Here is a 20,527-nt window from a genome sequence, read left to right on the forward strand (position 1 = left end):
GCAATCCGGGAATTGCCGCGAGTCCCGATTCGCACAGCCCTTGTGGGCCATTGCTGATGCTGGCTCGTGGTAAACCCGCCTACACTACTGCCCCCAAACTGCTGTGGCAGCGCTTAGGGAGCCTCTAATTAATTGGCTCCTGCACGACAAAGAGACATATCACCCAAGTGAGAAGCTCAGGTGGAGGGATGGATATTTCGAAACCGTCGGATGCAAGGAGGTATCCGGCGGAGCTACAGGGAAGTACTCGTGCGTTTTCAAAATACCCATCCCATTACCTGAGCGCCCCGGAACCAACGACTGTGCTGAGGTGAATTAATCAGAGACCCCCTAGATCACCACCGCCACTATGTTTTCAGATGGCGCCAAAATCGTAGTTTTGGCAAAGCAGCAGTAAACTATGCGCTCCGCCACCGCGACTAACCGCCGGGGCAACTGGAGTTTTTGAAGTAAATAATCACCAACAACACTAAATCCATGGAAATCGCCGAATCGGAACAAGAACAACCGGGGCGCCACCAGATTGAACGCACGCTCGGCGCTGGCTGCATGGGCATTGTCTACTTGACCAGGGACGCCCACCTGCAGTGCCAAGCGGCTATCAACAAGTTGGGAAAAGACGTCACCAGTGCATCCGCTGGTGCCAGAATCCAGAGCGAAGCTCAACTGCTGGCCAAGCTTAACCACCCCAATATCGTGCAGCCCTACGACGTGCTCGAAGGCCCGCGGTATCGCCCTGGTGATGGAATATGGCGAAGGTATCTCTCTCAAAGAAAAGAGTGCGCGCTCAAGCGGCCTTTTCTACTACCTCTCCCCAAGTCTCCTAGATACGCCAATAAGCCAGGCGGGGCTGTGACATAGCTTCTCCGGCAGCTGTCACATCTCCCCCAGCGGACAGACCAGCGTTATGTGAGCGATGTCACACTTTCAGTATGTTTCTGCGATTCTGTCAAGAAGTGGAAGCCCTAGACCAACAAGCAACGCCCCGCTTCCAAAGAGTACGCCCTCGATCAAAGGGAAGAGCACATTCAATATCGGCCAAGCTGGCGCGAAAATAGTAGACATTGTACTTTGGCAGTAAACTAGGCACTCCGCTGGCGCAACTGGCAACCAGGATATAAACGAATCAGCCAATAAGAGAACCATCAACAAGAATAAAGTCATGGAAATCGCCGAATCGGAACAAGAACAACTGGGGCGCTACCAGATTGAACGCACGCTCGGCGCTGGCGGCATGGGCATTGTCTACCTGGCCAGGGACACCCGCCTGCAACGCCAAGTGGCTATCAAAAAGTTGCGCAAAGACGCCACCAGTGCATCCGCTGGTGCCAGAATCCAGAGCGAAGCTCAGCTGCTGGCCAGGCTTAACCATCCCAATATCGTGCAGCTCTACGACGTGCTCGAAGAGCCCGCCGGTATCGCCCTGGTGATGGAATACATCGACGGAACCTCTCTCAAAGAATGGATGCGCGAACACTCCGCCCCGCTGCGGGACAAGCTCAGCCTGCTGATGCAGATCTGCAAGGGTCTTACCGCTGCCCACAAACTCGGCATCATCCACCGCGACCTCAAGCCCGATAATATCCTGATCACCATCGATGGCACCGCCAAGATCAGTGACTTCGGTATCGCCAAGTCCCAAAATGAGGACGCCCAGAATATCACCCGCGAGGACCATGTTGCGGGTACTGTTGAGGCAATGTCGCCGGAACAGTTGAAGGGCCAGCCCCTCGATACGCGCAGCGATCTCTTTAGCCTCGGCACCATCGCCTATGAGCTACTGTGCGGCCGCAAACCTTTTGACCAAGGCGAGAACGGTGCCCTTGCGTTGGCGCACCGCATCGTCAACGAGCCCCATATTCCGCCGGGACACGCTTGGCCCGGTATCCCCGAGCCAGTGGCAGCACTGCTGGACAGGCTACTGCACAAGGACCCACAACAGCGCCCCCAGTCCGCCCAACAGGTGTACGAGGCTCTGGACTTTCTCTACCAGCACCAGACGGACGATACCGATACCCGGGAGTTCTCCGCCACAGTAACCCAGCTATTGCGCAAGCCTCCCAGCAGGCGCCGCCGGGTTCTGCGCGCACTCACCGGTGCCACGGGCTTTGTCGCAATGGGCATCGCCGGTTACTTCGGCTGGGAGTACGCCACCCGCCTGGACCCACAATATATCGCTGTACTTCCCGTGGAGATCAACGGTGAAGTGCGCGGCGAAGAAAACGCCAAAGAGCTAACCGCAGCTATGGTGCGGCAGGCAATGATGAATGCAGCCTCGCGGCTCAAGGCCTCTGCGCTGGTCAGTTTTACCCCGAAGGAGGGGCAGGATTTTGATGCGCAGTTGCAGGCGCTCAGGGACAAAGGGGTAACAGACGCCCTGCTGGCACGGCTGGAGTGTGCTCGGGTGCGATGCGAGATTGAATTGCAGCGGATTGGGCCGGCAGATGGCCAGATAAAACAACAAGCAAGCTTTGTGCTCTTAACGGATAAGAAGCAAGAATCAAGCTATCGGGTTTCCAACACAGCGACTTATCTCTTTTCACCAAACTATATTCGCCACGCGTCCACTCCAGAACTAATGGGCGATGAGGATTATGAAGTATACCTGGACATAATTGCTCGTTCAGAAAAAAGGCTTATCAGCGAGTCTGACTTGAAGTTGTTAGACAACCTCCTTTTACGATATCCCAAAAATGAAAATTTGTATCGAGCATACATAAAAGCCGTTACATCTCTTTATGTAAGCACAAATAAGTCTGAACTCATAGCAATGGGGGTGGACGCGTTATCAAAAGCAAAATCGCAAGGAATTGGAGAGCGAACAATATTAGAGCTTGAACTCTGGCTAAGAACATATGACACCAATAGAGAGGCTTTTGATGCCCTGTTGCCTCAATTACTTGCACTCGATTTCCCGCCAGCTGAAATAATAGCGAAATACGCAAAATCTCTATATATCCAGGGCAAATACGACTCAGGAATACGTTACGCCAACAAGGCAGCCGAAATCAATCCCTCGAAATCGAACTTATATTTGCTTGCTTTAAACTATTTTGGAAATGGCGATTACCCAAACTCCAAAAAAATACTAGAGAGAATCATACAGAAATACCCAGAACACTGGAGCTCTTATGGGCTTCTCGGCGCTATACTAATAGAAATGGGGGAATACCCACAAGCATTGTCAGCAATTTCAAAAATTCCGCAGGAATCCCTCAGCTGGCACGACCACTCCAACCTGGGAGTTGCAAATCTTCTTCAAAAAAATTACGAAGCCGCACTAGTCAATTATAAAAACGCATTAGAAATAGCTCCCGACAACCTGACAACATTAGCCAATATTGCTGAGATATATACCATTACAAACAACAAAGAACTACAGAAAAACCAATATGAAAAAATTCTTCAATTAACAGAGGGAAGCTCTAACATTGAAGCAAAAATTTACAGAGCACTTTCAATCGCATACTTGGGCAACATCTCCGATGCGATAACACTTATATACAAATTAAACCGCGAGTACCCAGAAGATACAAACGTTAAATATGTATCAGCACAAATATATTTGCTGGCGAGAGAGTATCGTTCAGCCTCAGTATATATAGATCAACTTTTGGACCAGGGAATGAGTGCAGACTGGTTTTCTTTACCTACATTTGCCCAGCTCTGCACCCAAAAGGAAACGCCCCGGAAAATCACTGACAAAATCTGTCGTTAACTAGTCTTCCGTTCGCACGGCGACTTTAGGATCACCAGAGACAAAGTGCATACCAGTCTCCACATCTTCACATATCCACAAGAAGGAAAAATTATCTGGGATATGTGCTTTATCTCTGATCTTGATCACCAGCTTAGTGTAGTCACCATCAACGGACCTAGCCCTGGACCTGAACTGGTGCCGAAAATCCGGACTTAACGCGATAATCCCGTCCAATTTTCTGCGGCGAAAGCGGGCAAATTCTAAATCTCGTCCAGGCACCTCTGTCTGATCTAAGGTAATCTTTAGAGTCAACACGCCCTTACCTTTAAAATTGAACTGCATATTCCCAAAATGCTCATCCGGATTGTCCGCATTATACAGTGGCCAATACAGAGGTTTGCCGTCGACCGGCTCCCTTGGCTGTAATACCAAGTCCAGCTTAAGCCCCTCTTTGGGAACATCACATTCCAATACCGGTAACTCTTCGCAACTTATCACAATTCCACCCCCTATCCTTTTGGATTATGTGTCGCACAAAATTTATGAAATACAGCGCACCCCGGAACATACTCCTATTGCTCCGAGCACAAAAACAAGTGCGCCAAAACAGAATAAACCGCAATAAAAAGAGCCGGCAGCAACGGGGGTTACTACCGGCCAGAATTGATGGTCCCAGCCATCGACGATTACAACAACACTATCAAGAGCGAAATGTGGCATCCGTGCCGCCAGTCGAGCCCATCCCTAAACCGCGGCAGATCAGACTCTGTACCTGCCGGGTCCGACTCGACCTCTCAGCTTGCGCTGACAGGGCTTCCTTACCATACTGCGCCACTCAGGGCGCAGACCTCCGATCCATCGGATCCGGTCGCTGAAGGGGTCAGCTGTCCCTAGACATCGCACCCGAATCCTTTCCAGTGCGCCCCCTCAACCCTGTGCGCTACTCTACGGATTCCTCGATTACAGGTCGATCACACGCCATTACACGCTATTACACAGCCGGTCGTTTTTTATCCTGTTCGGAGCTGTAGTCCGGCCAGGCGCGGCGCATACACTACTCTCCAGAGTCTTTCTGGATGAGCGTCCCTGCCAATTACGCATATACGCATGTATCTTCATCCCCTCTGAGCTGCTACAGTCGAGCTATAACAATAAACGACATATAGCGAGGATAAAATGGACATTAACCTTTCCGACGTAAAAATTCTTTCTCCCCGGCGCAACACCACCCGCGCGGCGAGCATTGCGGCACTGGCGCGGGAGCAGTTGCAACATTTCTCGATCGATGCCGACTCCGAGCACGGCCGACTGTTGCTGGAGACGGCGGAGTTGCTGTACCAGGCGCAAGGCAACCTGAATCAGCTTTGGACGCAGAGCGCTGAGACGTTGAGACGGCTGGACAGGTCGGATAAGGTTGCCTACTTCAACGCCAAACGCTTTATGAGCTTCCAGCTGGCAAAACTGCTGGACACGCTGCAAAATCCCTTGCGCGCCAGTTTCCAGAGCCTTCAAGGGGAGGATTTCAATAGCACCACCCGCGGCGGCTATCCTCTGTTCGATAATATCCCGGCGATTTTTTCCGCCACACCGGTGATCGCGCGCACCGCCACCTATATCTACGCCTGCACCGAATGGGTCGACGACGCCTTCCGCGGCCGCGAGCCGAGTCACGATATCTATTCCCGCCTGTTGAATCCGACCTCCATTTCTCTCGCCAACGCGGTCGTCGACTTGGAGTGCGGGCCAGCCGCCAACGAGTATATGGCGTGGAACTTCAATTCCGGCATGGCCGCGATCGACGCGCTGCTTTCCAATCAGCTGAGCAGGGGTGATATCCTGATCGTATCGCGCCATATTTACGGTGGTGTGTACCAACTGTTACACGACTTCTACGCACGCGACGACAAACTGGCTATCAACCTGGTCTGGTTCGACGGCACTACCGGAGACGCTTTTGAGCAGGCACTCGCACAAACTCAGGAAACTTTTTCCGAAGCCGTGAGAAATGGCGCGCGGATTCACGTATATATTGAGTCACCCTGCAACCCCCACGGCACAATGCTGGATGTGCCCGCTATCTGCCGCATCGCCCACCGGGAAAACATCCTGGTCAGCCTTGACTCCACCCTGGCGACGCCTTTCCTTTATCAGCCGCTCAGTCGCAAGAACCGCGCTGAAAGGCCGGACTTTGTAGTGCATTCCTACACCAAAGATATTGGCGGAAGCGGCGCGGCCACGGCTGGAGTAGTCATCGGTGAAAATCACCGCATGTTCATACCCAAAGGCGAAAGCGCCAAGGGGCTGAACTGGGACCAGAGCATGTTCTGGAACGTGTACTACATAAAAGGCGCATTTCTGGACGCGGATAAAGCCTGGGAGGTACAAAGCGGCATGCGCACGTTGGAAATGCGCATGCTAACCAAATGCATCAACACCCTGTGTCTGAGCCACTTTTTTGCCAGCCATCCGAAGATACGCGTCAATAGCCACGCGTTGGAGCAGCACCCGAACAGCGGTCTGCGTCAAGCCCTGATGCGCCATCAATTGCCAACACCGCTGTTCAGTATCGATATGGAAGCTGCGCAGTTGCCCACCGATGCCTTCAAGCGTTTCTTCGACGCCCTGGAACCGGCCTACGGCCAGATGGTAAGCCTGGGACAAACCAACACCATGGTGCTCTGCCCGGCGCTCACCTCCCATTCGGAGCTGTCGCCGGAGGCAATGGAAGCGGCGGACATTCATCCCACGACTATCCGCATCTCCGTCGGTGACGAAAACGTGGCACAGCTGGCCGCCCACGTGGTCAGCTGCGCGCGGCTGCACCTGGACCCGGTCTGCCCCGGCTTCAGCGAAGAATTTATGGGCCCAGAGGAAGCCGACGCGCTGTTTGCGGGCTTCTATCTCGAGTCACACAAAAAAGTGGCGGCGGCATTCCCCAAAGTGTCCGACTACCTTTGACCCATGCCGCCAGTGGCTCGCGGCCGCGCACCAGCAGTTGGCCGCGGCCATCCCCGGCGGCGGAGGTAGCGGATTGCGACACAGTCCCCGAAATCCGCCCGCTTGTTGCACTCTCATATATCCCGTAATATCAGTTCTTTTCTGCCCACAATTTAATCAAACAAAATGCTGAACCTACCCGTGCGCCTGCTGGGCGTCTTGTTGTACTGTTTTTGCAGTTTCGCCTTTTCCAGTCCGGCCTCGGCTCAGAGCTACGAAAAGCTCTACAGCGATTACCGCGACAGTCTTTACCAGATTCGGCTAATCGAAAAATCTTCCAACTCGAAGGCCGGGCTCGGATCTGGATTTCAGATATCTCCCGATGGCCTTATCGCCACCAACTACCACGTGGTGGCCGAAGCGGTACGCGCCCCGGATAAATACCAGCTCGAGTATTTATCGGTGGACGGTACAAAGGGCAAACTGACTCTACTGGATATCGACGTCATTAACGATTTGGCGCTATTGCAACAGGACAAACCCGGACCAGACCACCTGCTGCTGGCGGAAGACACCCCCAAAAAGGGTGAGACCATCATATCCCTCGGTAATCCCCTGGACCTGGGGATGACTCTGATCCCGGGTACCTACAACGGTATCGCCAGTGGCAGCTTTTACGACCGTATTCACTTTGCGGGCTCCATCAACCCCGGTATGAGTGGCGGCCCGGCAATCAACACCCGAGGCCGCGTGGTGGGCATCAACGTGGCCACTGCCGGCAACCAAGTGAGCTTCCTGGTGCCAGTGGAAAAACTGGCCGCGCTGCTGAAACACTTCCGTACGCAAAACAACAAGCTGGACCTGAAACAAGTCACCTATCAGCAACTGTTGGCCAACCAACGCCGCATCATTGATGCGGTGTTAAAGGCAGAATGGAGCAAGCGCTCCCTGGGGGAAGCCAAAGTGGTCGGCGAAATCGTCCCCGCCATCCAGTGCTGGGGGAACACACTTGAGGACGACGACAACCCGGTCAAACGCATCGACAAGGGCTGTACCGGCCAGGATGTGGTCTTCCTCGCCGACGACTTCAATACCGGCCGTGTCGAGTATGAGTTTTTCTGGCTGGAGGCTGACGACAAGTTGCTGCCATCACGCTTTTACGCCGAATACGAGGCCCAGATGAGCAGCTTCTATCCGGGTAACAGTGCCGGGGAAGACGACGTCACCAACTTCCGCTGCAAACAGGCCTTCACCAGCCAGGCGCGCGACGGAGAAGCCTCACCCTCCAAGCCCGCTCACAACAAAATGGAACCGACCATCGCGCGGACCAGCTACTGCGTGCGCCGCTATAAGGACTTTCCGGATCTTTACGACATCTTCTTTTTAAGCCTCAGCGTCGACCAGAAAAACCGCGCCCTGGTCAGCCACTTCACCCTGTCCGGCTTCACCCGGGAATCCGCCGCGGCCTTTACCGAGAAGTTTACAAGCGAGATCCAATGGCACTGATTATCGAAGAGTTGAACCGCGCCAATCGGGTACAGGCCCGCTACCGTATGGACGGGCCACACTTTACCCTCGGCCGCGGATTTGACAACGACGTTATTCTGGAAGATATCCACGCAGATGCCCGCCACGCGGAAATCCGCCTCGGCGAGGACGGCCGCTACTACCTGCGCGACCTGGGCAGCACCAACGGTACCCGCTTGCTGGGCAACGGGCGCAATCAAGCCGTCGGCCCCGGAGCAGTAACGGAGCGCATCATCGAATCCGGCGACTTGGTGCAATTGGGAAAAACTCACCTGCGCCTGACCCACAGTGAAACGGCCGTACCTGCGGCGGTACCACTGCACTCCTTGGAAAGCTTTTTTGAACGTTTGTCCCGGCCAGCAGGCGCCATAGGACTCCTGCTGGCCGCAGCCCTGTTCACCCTGCTGATCAGCTACCTCGGCTATGCGCGCACCTACGAGTGGCCCGTTGCGGTCAATCTGCTCATCGGCAGCATCGTCGGCCTCCTGGTCTACGCTGGCGCCTGGGCCTTTATCGGCCGGGTTGTGCGCCACGAAACCAACTTCTTCACACATCTATCCATAGCCGCACTGGGTGCCCTCATCTACACCGGCTGGGAATGGTTTAGCTCACTGCTCAATTACAACTTCGCCCTCGGCAGGCTGGTCCAGGTACTCGACTTGGCCGTGCTGGCACTGTTGTTGCCGGCCATGCTCTGGTGTGCCTGTTACCTGGCCACCAATATTCCCCGTATTTGGCGCTGGGGCGTCGCCCTTCTACTGCCCTGGAGTTTTCTAGGCCTCGGTCTGGCAGAAAAGATAGCGGATATGGACAGCTTTAGCGAAATACCGGAGATTTCTACTGAAATCAAATACCGGGATTTACTGCTGCGGACACCGGTTCCGATGGAAGAGTTTATCGCCGATTCCCCGGCGCTGTTTGATATTCCGATCGAAAAGAAACGAGACAATCCCCCGCAGATAGAAACCGCTGCGCCGGACGACAGTGAAGACAAAAATTCCCTGAACAGATCCATCGGCAGCACGACGGAGACAGACTCTTGAGCAATGCTTTTTGGAGCCCGGCACTGGCGCGACTGGAGCCCTATGTGCCCGGCGAGCAGCCCCGAGGCCAATCGTTGATCAAACTGAATACCAACGAAAACCCGTATCCCCCCTCCCCCCGCGCGCTGGAAGTCCTGAGTGACCCGCACCTGGCGGATGCCCTGCGCCGCTACCCGGACCCGGAGTCGGGGGAGCTGCGCGAGGTCATCGGCGCGCACTTCGGCCTTACGTCTGAACAGGTTTTCGTCGGCAATGGCTCCGACGAAGTGCTGGCGCATAGCTTCTACAGCTTCTTTCAGCGGGATGAACCACTGCTCTTCCCGGATATCACTTACAGCTTCTATCCCGTCTACTGCCAGTTGTACGGTATTGACTGGCGCACACCCGCGTTGCGGGAGGACTTCCGAATCGACGTAGAGGACTATTCCGGCGCCGCGGCTGGCGTCATACTCCCCAATCCCAATGCGCCAAGCGGCCGCTGCCTGCCGCTAGCTGACATCGAGCGGCTGCTGCAGCTGCAACCGCAGCGGGTGGTCGTCATCGACGAAGCCTATATCGACTTTGGCGGTGACAGCGCCGTGACCTTGATCGACCGCTATCCGAATTTGCTGGTGATCCGCACTCTATCCAAGTCTTACTCCCTGGCCGGCCTGCGCCTGGGCTTCGCCCTGGGACAAGCGCACCTGATCGAGGGATTGAGCCGCACCAAGAATTCGTTCAACTCCTACCCGGTGGACGCCATAGCCCAGCGCGTTGCCGCCGCGGCTATCTGCGACAGCGCCTACTTCAAGGCGTGCTGCGACAAGGTAATTGCCAGTCGCAGTTGGACCACAGAGGCATTGCGGACCCTGGGCTTTGACGTGGTGCCGTCCAAAGCCAACTTTATTCTGGCCCGGCCACCGGGTATCAGTGCCGAAGCCCTTTACCGGGAGCTGCGCGCGCGGAATATTCTGGTTCGTTACTTCAATAAACCGCGCATCAGTGAATATCTGCGTATTTCCATTGGCACAGAGACGGAAATGCAGGCGCTGGTACAGTGCTGTAAGGAGATCACCGGCAAACACGCTGGCGGCACCGGGGCCCTATAATGATCGCACTGCGCTGCTGCGCGTACGCCCTCGCCTCCACGCGCAGTGCACAGCCGCCACAGGACTTAATATCCGCATGGATTGCCCGGACAATGGGAGCGATCCCAGATTTTTGAATTACTTTTGCTATTCAGCGGTTATGCATTCTTTTTTGACCATCAGCCTCATAAGCAGCCTCCTCCTCTTAACCGGCAACGCCAGCGCCAACCCGTGGGAAACAGTCGGGCACCCGGCCCCTCTGGCCCCGGCCAGCATAGGCACCTATACCAACGGTTGCCTCAGCGGTGCCGAGCAGATGCCACTGCGCGGCGAGGGCTTCCAGCTGGTGCGGACCGGCCGCAATCGCCACTACGCCCATCCCGCCACGGTTGCCTTCCTGAAAGAATTTGCCAGCAGCGTGGCACACAACGGTCTCGGTCGACTGCAGATTGGCGATATGTCCATGGCCCGCGGCGGCCCATTCCGCAGCGGCCACCGCAGCCACCAGACGGGCCTGGACGTGGATATCTGGTACTCCCAGGACAAGCGCGCGGCCGAACGCCCGTTGACCCCCTGGGAGCGGGACAATATCTCCGCCATCCCCCTGGCGGACGAGCGCAACCATCAGCTAATCGAGAAAAACTGGAACGACAAGGTCCCGCGTATATTGCGCCTGGCAGCGGAAGATGACCGGGTTGAACGGATATTTGTACACCCCACCATCAAACGCAAACTGTGCGCAATTGCCGGCAGCGATAACCAATGGCTGCGCAAAGTACGCCCCTGGTGGGGACACAACTATCATTTCCATGTACGCCTCGCCTGCCCGGAGGGCGACGGTTCGTGCAAACCCCAGCGTCCGGTTAACAATGCGCCCTGTGGCGCAGACCTGGACTGGTGGTTTAGCGATGAATTTTACGCAATGCTGAAAGGCACAGCGCCAACGCCGGAAAAACCCAAGCCCAAACCAATGCCACAACAATGCCAACAGGTGTTAAACGCGCCCTGAGCGCCGAACTGGAAAAAAACACATGATCAACACCCTGCTTATCTGCGGCGGCGGTGGCAGCGAACACCAAGTCTCCCTGCGCACCGCAGACTTTATCGAGCGCCAGCTGTGCGAGCTGGAAGAGGTGGCTCTTGAGCGCGTGGAAATGGACGGCAACGGCCGCCTCACTGACCGGCACGGCCAAGTGCGGCGGCTGGACCAGGATCGGATGCTGCGCGATGAAAATGGCGGCGCCTGGGAAGTCCACTATGTCATTCCCGCCATACACGGCTACCCCGGTGAAACCGGCGATCTGCAGTCACTGCTGGACTTATTCGGCATCCCCTACTACGGTTGCGGCCCCGAGGCGAGCAAGATTTGCTTCAACAAGGTCACCACAAAACTGTGGCTCAGCGCACTGGGGATTGATAACACGCCCTATCAATATCTCTCCAGCCGCGAACCGGAAGAGCTGGCCAAAGCCAGCATGGCACTAGAAGAGTGGGGACAGGTCTTCGTCAAAGCCTCGAACCAGGGATCTTCGGTGGGTTGTTACAAGGTGAGTTCCACACAAGAACTGGACAGGGCACTGGAACAAGCCTTCGCCCTATCCCCCTATGTTTTGGTGGAAAAGTGCCTGAAAGTACGTGAGCTGGAAGTCGCCGTCTATCCTTACGAGGGTAAATTAGTCATCACCCCGCCCGGCGAAGTGTGTGCGCCGGCCGGCAGCTTTTACAGCTACGAGGAAAAATACTCGGACGCCAGCCGCGCCGTAACCCACGTAGAAGCGCCCGGTTTAAGTGAGGCCCAAGTGAGCTGGATTCACGAAGCGGCGCGGCGCGCCTTTGTCGGCCTGCAGCTCAAGGACCTGTCGCGCATTGACTTCTTCCTGACCGAAAGCGGTGAAATCTATTTAAATGAAGTCAATACCTTCCCCGGTATGACCTCCATCTCCATGTTTCCCAAGATGATGGCGCACGCCGGCCACGATTTCCGCCGCTATATGGCCAACTTGATTCGTGCGGCAGTGAATAGGCAGTCCTGAAAATTGCCCGTTCGGGCAGAACTTTGAACCGGGATCCGCTGCGGATAATCAAAACAGCCCTCCTTTTGGCCCACGTCAATGAGAAATCAGCCAGCTTTCCTGCCTGCGGCGGGAAAACTGGCTGCGAAGAAACTCCATCTGGTCCCCGCGAATACGGTCGCTATTGATCAAAGCCAGATACTCGGCAGCGTTGGGACAAAAAGGCAGCGCCAACAGCTCCATATCGAGCTCATCCAGCAGGCGGTTACCCTTGTGTTGGTTGCAGCGCCGGCAGGCCGTCACCACATTTTCCCATTCATCTCGTCCCCCTTTGGAAACCGGGTGCACATGATCTCGGGTCAACTCTCTGGAACAGAACACATTGCCGCAATAAAGGCAGGTGTGCTCATCGCGATAAAACAGTGCGCGATTGGTCAGTGGCGGGCGCTTGCGCGGACGTGCCATACGCTCGCCGCCGCAGGCGATAATCGCCGCCAAATCCAGGCATGAGCGTTCGCCGTCACGGTTGATGCCGCCGTGCACCCGCTGCACCACCCCGCCCAGTGACCAGGTCACCAATTCCCGCACATACAGACAGGCCGCTTCCTGCCAACTCAACCACTCCAGCGGCTGCCCCGCCAGATTCAGACGCAGAATTCTCGCTTGCATCACTTCGCCTCCCCACAGTCTGCTGGATTACAACCGGTTACAGGAACGCACAACCGCTCCGGACAAGCGGCGGACCTTGCCGAACGGCAACAAAAAAGCCCCGCCGGCGAACCAGTGGGGCTTTTGGGAAAATTCAGGGGTGAGAGGGGTAACGCCCACGCAAATAACGCAGGTGGAAGGACACGGGGCGTTTCTGGTGCTGACTTACTGAATGCGTCACCCTCCGCCAGCCTATTGAAAATATGGCTGGATTGCCCTGATTAAAGCGGATAATTGTTGCAATTTCCAGACAGGAACGGTTGAGGAGGGAAAGGCGGGCCTTGCACTGGATGCCCGGGTCAATATTGTGCGCAAATAAAACACCGCCCGGGCAATCCAGCCCGAGCGGTGCGTCTCACAGGATGGTGCCCAAATCCCTGGGGCGCGCGCGGTGCAGTCCCTTATTCCTTTACCGCTGAATGCAGTCCCTTAATGCGTCCCTGCACTTTCATTATGGACGGGGGCGGAGAAAAAAGTAGGGGCAATCGGCTGATTTTTTTGTGCGAGATATCTCACAGAGGGAAGAAATATCCCACAAGGAAGCGACAAACGAGACCGAAAGTAGCGCCCTGTGGTAAAACTGGTGCGGAGGCCTATTGAAGAGGCGCCTACTATAGCTAGCTTCATTACGAGATCAATCACCCCCGTGAAAAAGCTGTTGAAATATACGCTTATTTTTCTATTCGTGCTCGTCATCGCGCTGGCAACTGCAGTGGTTGTTACCCCCGGCGTCAACCTGCCGTGGCGGCAGTTCACCGGCGGGGCCAAAACAAATACAGCCACCGTAAAAAATCAATTGCACAGCGCGGACGGTTACCGGGTAGAGCTCTTCGCCGAAGCGGTACCCAACGCGCGCTGGCTGGCAGTAACCCGGCGCGGCGATCTGATCGTATCGCAACCAAAGCGCGGCCAAGTCACTCTGCTACAGGCGGATGCCGACCGGGACGGTCGCACTGACGGCCAGCGGGTGCTGATAGATGGTCTGCGACGCCCTCACGGCCTCTTCCTACACGAGGGCTGGCTCTACATTGCCGAAAGCGATGGTGTCGGCCGCGTACCCTTCGATCACTCTGATGGACGGCTGGCAGGCCGCTACCAAAAAATCCTCGACGGCCTCGGAGACCAGGGCAATCACTGGACCAAAACCATCGCCATGGGGCCGGATGGCTGGATCTATCTCAGCAGCGGCTCCACCTGCAACGTCTGTGAAGAAAAGGATCCCCGGCGCGCCACCATCATGCGCTTCAAGCCCGATGGGAGCGACCTTGAAATCTACGCCACCGGACTGCGCAACAGTGTCGGCTTCGACTGGTCGCCGAGAGATGGTGGACTCTACGCCACCGACAACGGCCGCGACTGGCTCGGCGACGACTTCCCTCCCTGCGAATTAAATCTGATTGAAAAAGGCGCCTTCTACGGCTGGCCCTACGCAAACGGTGATCGTATCCCCGATCCCGATTTTGGCGTTAATGGCACACAAAAAGTCAAAGAAAAAATCGCCGCATCCCGCCCTCCAGTACACCAATTCGCAGCTCACAATGCACCGCTTGGAATCACCTTTTTGCGCAGCCCCACGCAACCTGCGGGCTACCGCGACGCAGCCCTGGTAGCACTCCACGGCTCCTGGAACCGCAGTACCAAGGACGGCTACAAAGTGGTCTCCCTGCACTGGGACGAGCACGGCAATATTCACCAAAAAGATTTTCTCTGGGGTTTCCTCGCAGAAGACGGAGAGGCGGTTTACGGCAGGCCGGTGGCCATTGTGGAAGACAGCGCCGGCAACATCTATATCTCCGACGACTACGCCGGCGCCATCTACCGCGTAAGGACTGGAGCGGTGGACAGCACACAGGCTGTCGCCGGCCGCAGAGCGCACCTGTCGGCGCCGCAAAAGCCACAGGCTATCGATTCCGATGCCGCCCGGCGTGGAAAAGCGCTCTACCAACAGCACAATTGCGCCGAGTGTCACAGCGCGCAACTACCGCTGCGCGGTTTGAGCAAAAAGTACAACCTGCGCACACTGGCGGATTATTTTGATACACCCACACCGCCGATGCCCAATTACGGCTTCAGCAAGCGCCAGAAGCGCGCTCTGGCGCACTATCTCATGTCCAGGGAAGAGAGTGGCATACTGCCAGCGGACTGAAGCGGCGCAATTGACCACTTAGCCTCCAGGGGATAAGGTTGCGCGGCACTACCCAGCTGGACACAGGACGGGCCCACGGCGGCGGCAAATTCCGTGTCTTGAATCGCGAGATGAAACTATGGCGGCAAAAAAGAAAGCGGCAACCTTTGAGGACGCGCTGGAGGAACTGGAAAAGCTGGTGGAGCGCCTGGAAACCGGCGATCTACCACTCGAAGAAGCACTGGCGGACTTCGAGCGTGGCGTCAAACTCACCCGCGAGTGCCAGCAAAAGCTCGCCACCGCCGAACAAAAGGTCAAAGTGCTGATGGAGGACAGTGGAGGTATCCGCGAACTGCCCTTCGATACAGAAGATGACAGCAGCAGCACGGAAAGCCCCTAGTGTCCGCTCCAACGCCAGACCAACTGCAAGACTTTCTGCGCCAGGCCGCCAAGCGCGTGGAAACCACCCTGAGCCAGGCCCTCGCACAACCCACCAGTGGTGCGGAAAAATTGTTCGCAGCCATGCGCTACGCCGCCCTGGGGCCCGGCAAGCGTCTGCGCCCCGCCCTGGTCTACGCCTGTGGGCAAGCACTGGGCGGCAGGGCATTTGATCCCGCCAGCTGCGACGCCGCGGCGGCAGCGCTCGAGTGCATCCACGCCTACTCCCTGGTCCACGATGACCTGCCAGCTATGGACGATGACGACCTGCGTCGCGGCCGGCCCACCTGCCACATTCAATTCGACGAAGCCAGTGCCATTCTCGCTGGCGATGCGCTGCAAACCGCCGCCTTCGAACTACTGCTGGCCAGCAGCACTGAGTCCGCACTGAAGCTAAACCTGTTGCAAGAACTGGCCGTGGCGGCCGGCGGGCGCGGCATGGTCGCGGGGCAGGCAATCGATCTCGACGCCGTTGACAAAACCTTGGACCTCGCGCACTTGGAGCGGATGCACCGCTTGAAAACCGGCGCACTAATCCGTGCCAGCGCCCGCATGGGCGCCCTGCTCGGCGGCGCGGATTGCGGGCAGCTGCAAGCCGTCACCCGCTATGCGGAGGTAATCGGCCTGGCGTTCCAGGTGCAGGACGACATACTGGATGTTACCGCCGACACCGCCACCCTCGGCAAAACCCAGGGCGCCGACGCAGCCCGCAACAAGCCCACCTATGTCTCCCTGCTGGGACTGGACGGCGCGAGAGAGAAACTCGACGGACTCCACGGTCAGGCTATCGATGCGCTGGCGCAGCTGGACGGCGAAACCCGCCTTTTGCGACAGCTCGCCGACTACATAGTGCAGCGAAGCCACTGAAAACAACCTGTCTCCGCGACCGACGGTATCCGCGCATGGGTTCCGAGACCCGTAGCCTGCGGCGGTTCCGTCGCACGGGGCTGGCGCCCGATAGGATGCAATATCCCTGTCACAGGCATACAATTCCCCCCTTACCCATCAGTTGCAATTGATACGTTTGATGTTCAACGAAATCCCACGCACAAGGCCGCAGACACCGTTGCTCGACAGCATCGATGACCCGGCACAACTGCGCGCCCTGGACGAGCGGCAGCTGCCGGAGCTGGCCAATCAGCTGCGAGAATATCTGCTGTACTGCGTCGGCCAGACCGGCGGCCACTTCGGCGCCGGCCTGGGCGTGGTGGAGCTGACGATCGCTCTACACTACATCTACAACACACCGGAAGACCGGCTGGTTTGGGATGTCGGCCACCAGACGTATCCACACAAAATTCTCACCGGCCGCCGCGAACAGATGTTGACCATGCGCCAGAAAGGTGGCCTTTCCGGCTTTCCCAAGCGCGCGGAAAGCCCCTATGACACCTTCGGTGTAGGGCACTCCAGCACCTCTATCAGCGCGGCTCTGGGGATGGCGCTGGCCTCCTCCGAAGAGCGCAGGGTGGCGGCGATCATCGGCGATGGCGCCATGACCGCGGGTTTGGCCTTCGAAGCGTTGAACCACGCGGCCCACACCGGCAAAAACATGCTGGTAGTGCTGAATGACAACCGCATGTCCATTTCCAAAAACGTCGGCGGCCTCGCCACCTACTTCGCCAAGATTCTCGCCAGCAAAACGTACCTCAGCATGCGCGAGGGCAGCCGCCGCATACTTTCCGCCATTCCCAAGGCCTGGCAGTTGGCACGGCGCACCGAAGAACACGTCAAGGGTATGATCACGCCCGGCACCCTGTTTGAGGAGCTGGGATTCAACTATGTCGGCCCACTGGATGGCCACAACCTGCACGACCTGGTACACACACTGCGCAACCTGCGCAACCAGCGCGGGCCACAGCTGTTGCACGTGGTCACCACCAAGGGCAAGGGATTCGGTCCGGCCGAGGAAGACCCGGTGGGCTACCACGCGCTGAATAAGCTGGAACCGGAGCCCAAGGTGCAAGTGGCCATGCCGGCGGAGAAAAAAACGCCCAAATATCAGGATGTCTTCGGCTGCTGGCTATGCGATATGGCGGAGAGAGACGAAAAGCTGATCGGTATCACCCCGGCCATGTGTGAAGGCTCCGGCATGGTGACCTTCGCCGAGCGCTTCCCGGAGCGTTTCCACGACGTGGCCATCGCCGAACAACACGCAGTGACCCTGGCGGCGGGCCTCGCCTGCGAGGGCGCCAAGCCGGTGGTAGCCATCTACTCCACCTTTCTGCAGCGGGGCTACGACCAGCTGGTGCACGATGTGGCCATCCAGAACCTGGACGTCACCTTCGCCATCGACCGCGCCGGGCTGGTGGGCGAAGACGGCCCCACCCATGCCGGCAGCTTCGACCTCACTTATATGCGCTGCCTGCCGAATGTGGCGATCGCCGCCCCCAGCGACGAAAACGAATGCCGCCAGCTGCTCTATACCGCCTACCGGCACAAGGGCCCTGCAGCGGTGCGCTACCCCCGGGGCACCGGGCCCGGTGCAGAAATCCGCAAGGAAATGACCGAACTGCCCCTCGGCAAGGGCCGCCTGATGCGTAAGGGCACCGGGGTGGCCATTCTGAATTTCGGCACTCTGCTGGCGCCCGCCATGGCAGCGGCGGAAAATCTCAATGCCACTGTCGCCGACATGCGCTGGGTCAAGCCCCTGGACGAGCGTTTGATCGACGAACTCGCAGCTGAGCACCAACTGCTGGTCACTATCGAGGAAAACACCATCGCCGGTGGCGCCGGCAGCGCGGTTATGGAATATCTCAACAGAGTCGGCACTCTGATCCCAATGCTGCAGCTCGGCCTGCCCGACAGAATCATCGAACACGGCAAACACAAGGTGCTACTTGCGGAATTGGGTCTGGACGCCACGGGCATAGAACGGCAGATTCGCCAGCGGCTGGAAAACCAAAGCCCCGATTACAAAATCCAAAATCTACTGTAACCACTGCAAGCGCCGGATGGCCATCCGGCAGCCCCGGATAACAACTCGCTCCTCGGACTTCATATTGGCGCAGGGGAAACCATGTCCAAATTTACCAAATTTCTACTGTTTACCGTCGCACTGCTGAACGCCGCCGGCGCCGCGGCAATGGATGAAAAGGCCTTCGACAACGCCTTCCGGGCACTGCCAAACGAGCCCGCCAGCGAGCGTCTGCAAGCACTGCAGGACCTGCGCTACCGCTGGTTGATGGAAAGCTTTCCCGCACGGGCCACCTACCAGGGCTATCCCGGTGTCAATGATCGCTGGACAGACGCCTCCGAGGCGGGTATCCAGCGGCGACAGGAGCAAACTCGCCGTATGCTCGCCGCCGTCCGGCATATCCACAGTGAGCAACTGAGCGCGGATCAGCAACTGGATTACCAGCTGCTCTACCAGGACCTGCTAAACGAAGTAAAGGGTTTTCAATTTCCGGAACACCTGCTCCCCATCAACCACATGAGTGGCATACAGCGCAGTGTACCCGGAGTGCTGAACGCCATGCCCAGGCGTACCGCGGACGACTACGAAATAATTCTTACCAGGCTGGAAAAACTACCGACTCTGGTTCAGCAAACTCAGGCGCTGATGCGCGAGGGGCTGAAACAAAAAATCACTCCGCCACAGATCACCCTGCGTGATCTTCCAGCGCAAATTCGCGCCCTGATGCCGGAGGACCCGCAACAAAGCCCGCTGCTCAGCGCATTCAGCGAAATGCCCCAGAGCATACCCGCAAGCCGCCAGCGCCGGTTGCGGGAGCGCGCCTACGCCCTCTATAACAAAGCACTGGTACCGGCCTGGCGCAACCTGGCGGAATTCGTGGAGCGCGAATACATCCCCAGTGCCCGGGTCAATACCGCCTTTACCAGCCTGCCGGACGGCCTGCGCTGGTATGCGTACAAAGTGCGTACAAGCACGACCACTGCTCTCAGCCCAGAGGAAATCCACCGCATCGGCCTGAATGAGGTGCGGCGCATTCGCGCCGAAATGGAGAAGATAATTAAAAAGACGGGCTTCGAAGGGGATTTTCGCGAATTCACCGAATTCCTGCGTACCGATCCGCAATTCTTCTATACCGACAAAGAAGCATTGATACGCGGCTACCGGGATATCGCCAAGCGCATCGACGGCGAATTGCCCAAGTTGTTTGGCATGCTGCCGCGGCTGCCCTACGGTGTAAAACCCATCCCCGCCTATGCGGAAAAAGTCCAGACTACCGCCTACTACCAGCCGGGTTCACCCGAAGCCGGCCGCGCCGGTATCTTCTTTGCCAACACCTATAAACTGGACAGCCGCCCGAAGTGGGAAATGGAGGCACTGACAGTACACGAAGCCGTACCGGGCCATCACCTGCAGATAGCCCTGGCGCAGGAACAAAAGGATATACACCCGCTGCGCCGCACCCAGTTTTACACCGCCTTTGTCGAGGGCTGGGGCCTCTATTCTGAAAGCCTCGGCCACGACCTGGGGCTCTACCAGGATCCCTACAGCAAATTCGGCGCCCTGACCTACGACATGTGGCGCGCGGTGCGCCTGGTGGTGGATACCGGCATGCACCAGCTGGGCTGGAGCCGGGAAGAGGCCATCGAATACTTTATGGAAAACAGCGCCAAACCACTGCACGACGTAACGGTGGAAATCGACCGCTACCTGGTTTGGCCCGGGCAAGCATTGGCCTACAAGCTGGGACAATTGAAAATCAGAGAACTGCGCACCAAAGCAGAAAAAACTCTGGGTGACAAATTCGATATCCGCGCCTTCCACGATCAGCTTCTGAGCGCTGGAGCACTGCCGCTAAATGTGTTGGAAACGCGTATGAACGCTTGGATACAGGCACAGAACACCGCTTCCACCAGTGCTCCGGCAGCGTCGGCACCGGCCGTCACCGGCTGAGGCAGCACACAAACAACTGCAACACCGCCGGGTGCGGCCAGTATCCGGCACCTATGCCTTGCCCATCCCAGGCGGCGCGGCTGCGAAGCCGGGAACGCTTTTGTCA

16 protein-coding genes are annotated in these 20,527 nt (G+C 57.2%); 13 read left to right on the forward strand and 3 right to left on the reverse strand.

Features of this window, described 5'->3' with window-relative positions; translation table 11 throughout:
• Window positions 1-330: 330 nt before the first annotated feature.
• Window positions 331-687 (reverse strand): hypothetical protein, encoded by a 357-nt coding sequence (locus A3224_RS17320; protein ID WP_231902381.1) that lies wholly within the window; start codon window positions 685-687, stop codon window positions 331-333.
• On the opposite strand from A3224_RS17320, the gene A3224_RS17675 reads away from it, so the two are divergent.
• The gene (locus A3224_RS17675; RefSeq protein ID WP_367620115.1) at window positions 583-861 is read left to right on the forward strand and encodes a hypothetical protein; all 279 of its coding nucleotides are present in this window, start codon (window positions 583-585) and stop codon (window positions 859-861) included. The two genes, A3224_RS17320 and A3224_RS17675, sit on opposite strands and share 105 nt — an antisense overlap.
• Window positions 862-1,162: 301 nt before the next feature.
• The gene (locus tag A3224_RS12470; protein ID WP_067155174.1) at window positions 1,163-3,718 is read left to right on the forward strand and encodes a serine/threonine-protein kinase; all 2,556 of its coding nucleotides are present in this window, start codon (window positions 1,163-1,165) and stop codon (window positions 3,716-3,718) included.
• Here A3224_RS12470 and A3224_RS12475 read toward each other — a convergent pair whose 3' ends face one another.
• Complete coding sequence (locus A3224_RS12475; protein ID WP_139223215.1) at window positions 3,719-4,198, reverse strand: hypothetical protein; 480 nt, start codon at window positions 4,196-4,198, stop codon at window positions 3,719-3,721. It lies immediately after the preceding gene.
• Window positions 4,199-4,876: 678 nt separating this feature from the next.
• On the opposite strand from A3224_RS12475, the gene A3224_RS12480 reads away from it, so the two are divergent.
• The 6 genes from A3224_RS12480 to A3224_RS12505 all read left to right on the forward strand — a co-directional run bounded on the left by A3224_RS12480 (window position 4,877) and on the right by A3224_RS12505 (window position 12,307).
• The gene (locus A3224_RS12480; protein ID WP_067155180.1) at window positions 4,877-6,658 is read left to right on the forward strand and encodes a trans-sulfuration enzyme family protein; all 1,782 of its coding nucleotides are present in this window, start codon (window positions 4,877-4,879) and stop codon (window positions 6,656-6,658) included.
• 165 nt (window positions 6,659-6,823) lie between these two features.
• Window positions 6,824-8,143: a S1C family serine protease gene (locus A3224_RS12485; protein WP_067155183.1), complete on the forward strand. Its 1,320-nt coding sequence runs from the start codon at window positions 6,824-6,826 to the stop codon at window positions 8,141-8,143.
• The gene (locus A3224_RS12490) at window positions 8,134-9,207 is read left to right on the forward strand and encodes an FHA domain-containing protein (RefSeq protein WP_067155186.1); all 1,074 of its coding nucleotides are present in this window, start codon (window positions 8,134-8,136) and stop codon (window positions 9,205-9,207) included. The genes A3224_RS12485 and A3224_RS12490 overlap by 10 nt, the downstream gene beginning before the upstream one ends.
• A complete protein-coding gene (hisC, locus tag A3224_RS12495) occupies window positions 9,204-10,295 on the forward strand; it encodes a histidinol-phosphate transaminase (RefSeq protein ID WP_067155189.1) in 1,092 nt (363 codons plus the stop codon). Before A3224_RS12490 ends, hisC begins: the two co-directional genes overlap by 4 nt.
• A 151-nt stretch (window positions 10,296-10,446) precedes the next feature.
• On the forward strand, window positions 10,447-11,283 hold the full coding sequence (mepA, locus tag A3224_RS12500; protein WP_231902382.1) for a penicillin-insensitive murein endopeptidase: 837 nt from the start codon (window positions 10,447-10,449) through the stop codon (window positions 11,281-11,283).
• 22 nt (window positions 11,284-11,305) lie between these two features.
• On the forward strand, window positions 11,306-12,307 hold the full coding sequence (locus A3224_RS12505; protein WP_067155192.1) for a D-alanine--D-alanine ligase: 1,002 nt from the start codon (window positions 11,306-11,308) through the stop codon (window positions 12,305-12,307).
• A gap of 75 nt (window positions 12,308-12,382) precedes the next feature.
• Here the strand turns inward: A3224_RS12505 and A3224_RS12510 are convergent, their stop codons facing one another.
• Window positions 12,383-12,955 (reverse strand): HNH endonuclease, encoded by a 573-nt coding sequence (locus tag A3224_RS12510; RefSeq protein ID WP_067155194.1) that lies wholly within the window; start codon window positions 12,953-12,955, stop codon window positions 12,383-12,385.
• Window positions 12,956-13,652: 697 nt separating this feature from the next.
• Here A3224_RS12510 and A3224_RS12515 point away from each other — a divergent pair.
• The 5 genes from A3224_RS12515 (at window position 13,653) to A3224_RS12535 (ending at window position 20,421) form a co-directional block, all read left to right on the forward strand.
• Entirely contained in the window at window positions 13,653-15,140 is a 1,488-nt protein-coding gene (locus tag A3224_RS12515) for a PQQ-dependent sugar dehydrogenase (protein WP_067157959.1), read from the forward strand.
• A 118-nt stretch (window positions 15,141-15,258) separates the two neighbouring features.
• Window positions 15,259-15,519 (forward strand): exodeoxyribonuclease VII small subunit, encoded by a 261-nt coding sequence (gene xseB / locus A3224_RS12520; protein ID WP_067155197.1) that lies wholly within the window; start codon window positions 15,259-15,261, stop codon window positions 15,517-15,519.
• Window positions 15,519-16,424 carry a polyprenyl synthetase family protein gene (locus A3224_RS12525; RefSeq protein ID WP_231902383.1) on the forward strand — a complete coding sequence of 302 codons (906 nt, stop codon included), beginning with the start codon at window positions 15,519-15,521 and terminating at the stop codon, window positions 16,422-16,424. The genes xseB and A3224_RS12525 overlap by 1 nt, the downstream gene beginning before the upstream one ends.
• Window positions 16,425-16,584: 160 nt before the next feature.
• Window positions 16,585-18,492, forward strand: a complete 1,908-nt coding sequence (gene dxs / locus A3224_RS12530; protein WP_067155200.1) for a 1-deoxy-D-xylulose-5-phosphate synthase — start codon at window positions 16,585-16,587, stop codon at window positions 18,490-18,492.
• A gap of 81 nt (window positions 18,493-18,573) precedes the next feature.
• Entirely contained in the window at window positions 18,574-20,421 is a 1,848-nt protein-coding gene (locus A3224_RS12535; protein WP_067155203.1) for a DUF885 domain-containing protein, read from the forward strand.
• The last annotated feature ends 106 nt before the right edge of the window (window positions 20,422-20,527 follow it).

Origin of the sequence: Microbulbifer thermotolerans (assembly GCF_001617625.1) — a bacterium.
In the GTDB taxonomy this organism is placed as follows: domain Bacteria; phylum Pseudomonadota; class Gammaproteobacteria; order Pseudomonadales; family Cellvibrionaceae; genus Microbulbifer; species Microbulbifer thermotolerans.

What these genes read in the sequence shown, in the direction of transcription:
- xseB (WP_067155197.1), top strand. Translation starts at nt 15,259, where the DNA reads ATGGCGGCAAAAAAGAAAGCGGCAACCTTTGAGGACGCGCTGGAGGAA.
- A3224_RS12505 (WP_067155192.1), top strand. Translation starts at nt 11,306, where the DNA reads ATGATCAACACCCTGCTTATCTGCGGCGGCGGTGGCAGCGAACACCAA.
- A3224_RS12535 (WP_067155203.1), top strand. Translation starts at nt 18,574, where the DNA reads ATGTCCAAATTTACCAAATTTCTACTGTTTACCGTCGCACTGCTGAAC.
- A3224_RS12470 (WP_067155174.1), top strand. Translation starts at nt 1,163, where the DNA reads ATGGAAATCGCCGAATCGGAACAAGAACAACTGGGGCGCTACCAGATT.
- dxs (WP_067155200.1), top strand. Translation starts at nt 16,585, where the DNA reads ATGTTCAACGAAATCCCACGCACAAGGCCGCAGACACCGTTGCTCGAC.
- A3224_RS12510 (WP_067155194.1), bottom strand. Translation starts at nt 12,955, where the DNA reads ATGCAAGCGAGAATTCTGCGTCTGAATCTGGCGGGGCAGCCGCTGGAG.
- A3224_RS12490 (WP_067155186.1), top strand. Translation starts at nt 8,134, where the DNA reads ATGGCACTGATTATCGAAGAGTTGAACCGCGCCAATCGGGTACAGGCC.
- A3224_RS12480 (WP_067155180.1), top strand. Translation starts at nt 4,877, where the DNA reads ATGGACATTAACCTTTCCGACGTAAAAATTCTTTCTCCCCGGCGCAAC.
- A3224_RS12485 (WP_067155183.1), top strand. Translation starts at nt 6,824, where the DNA reads ATGCTGAACCTACCCGTGCGCCTGCTGGGCGTCTTGTTGTACTGTTTT.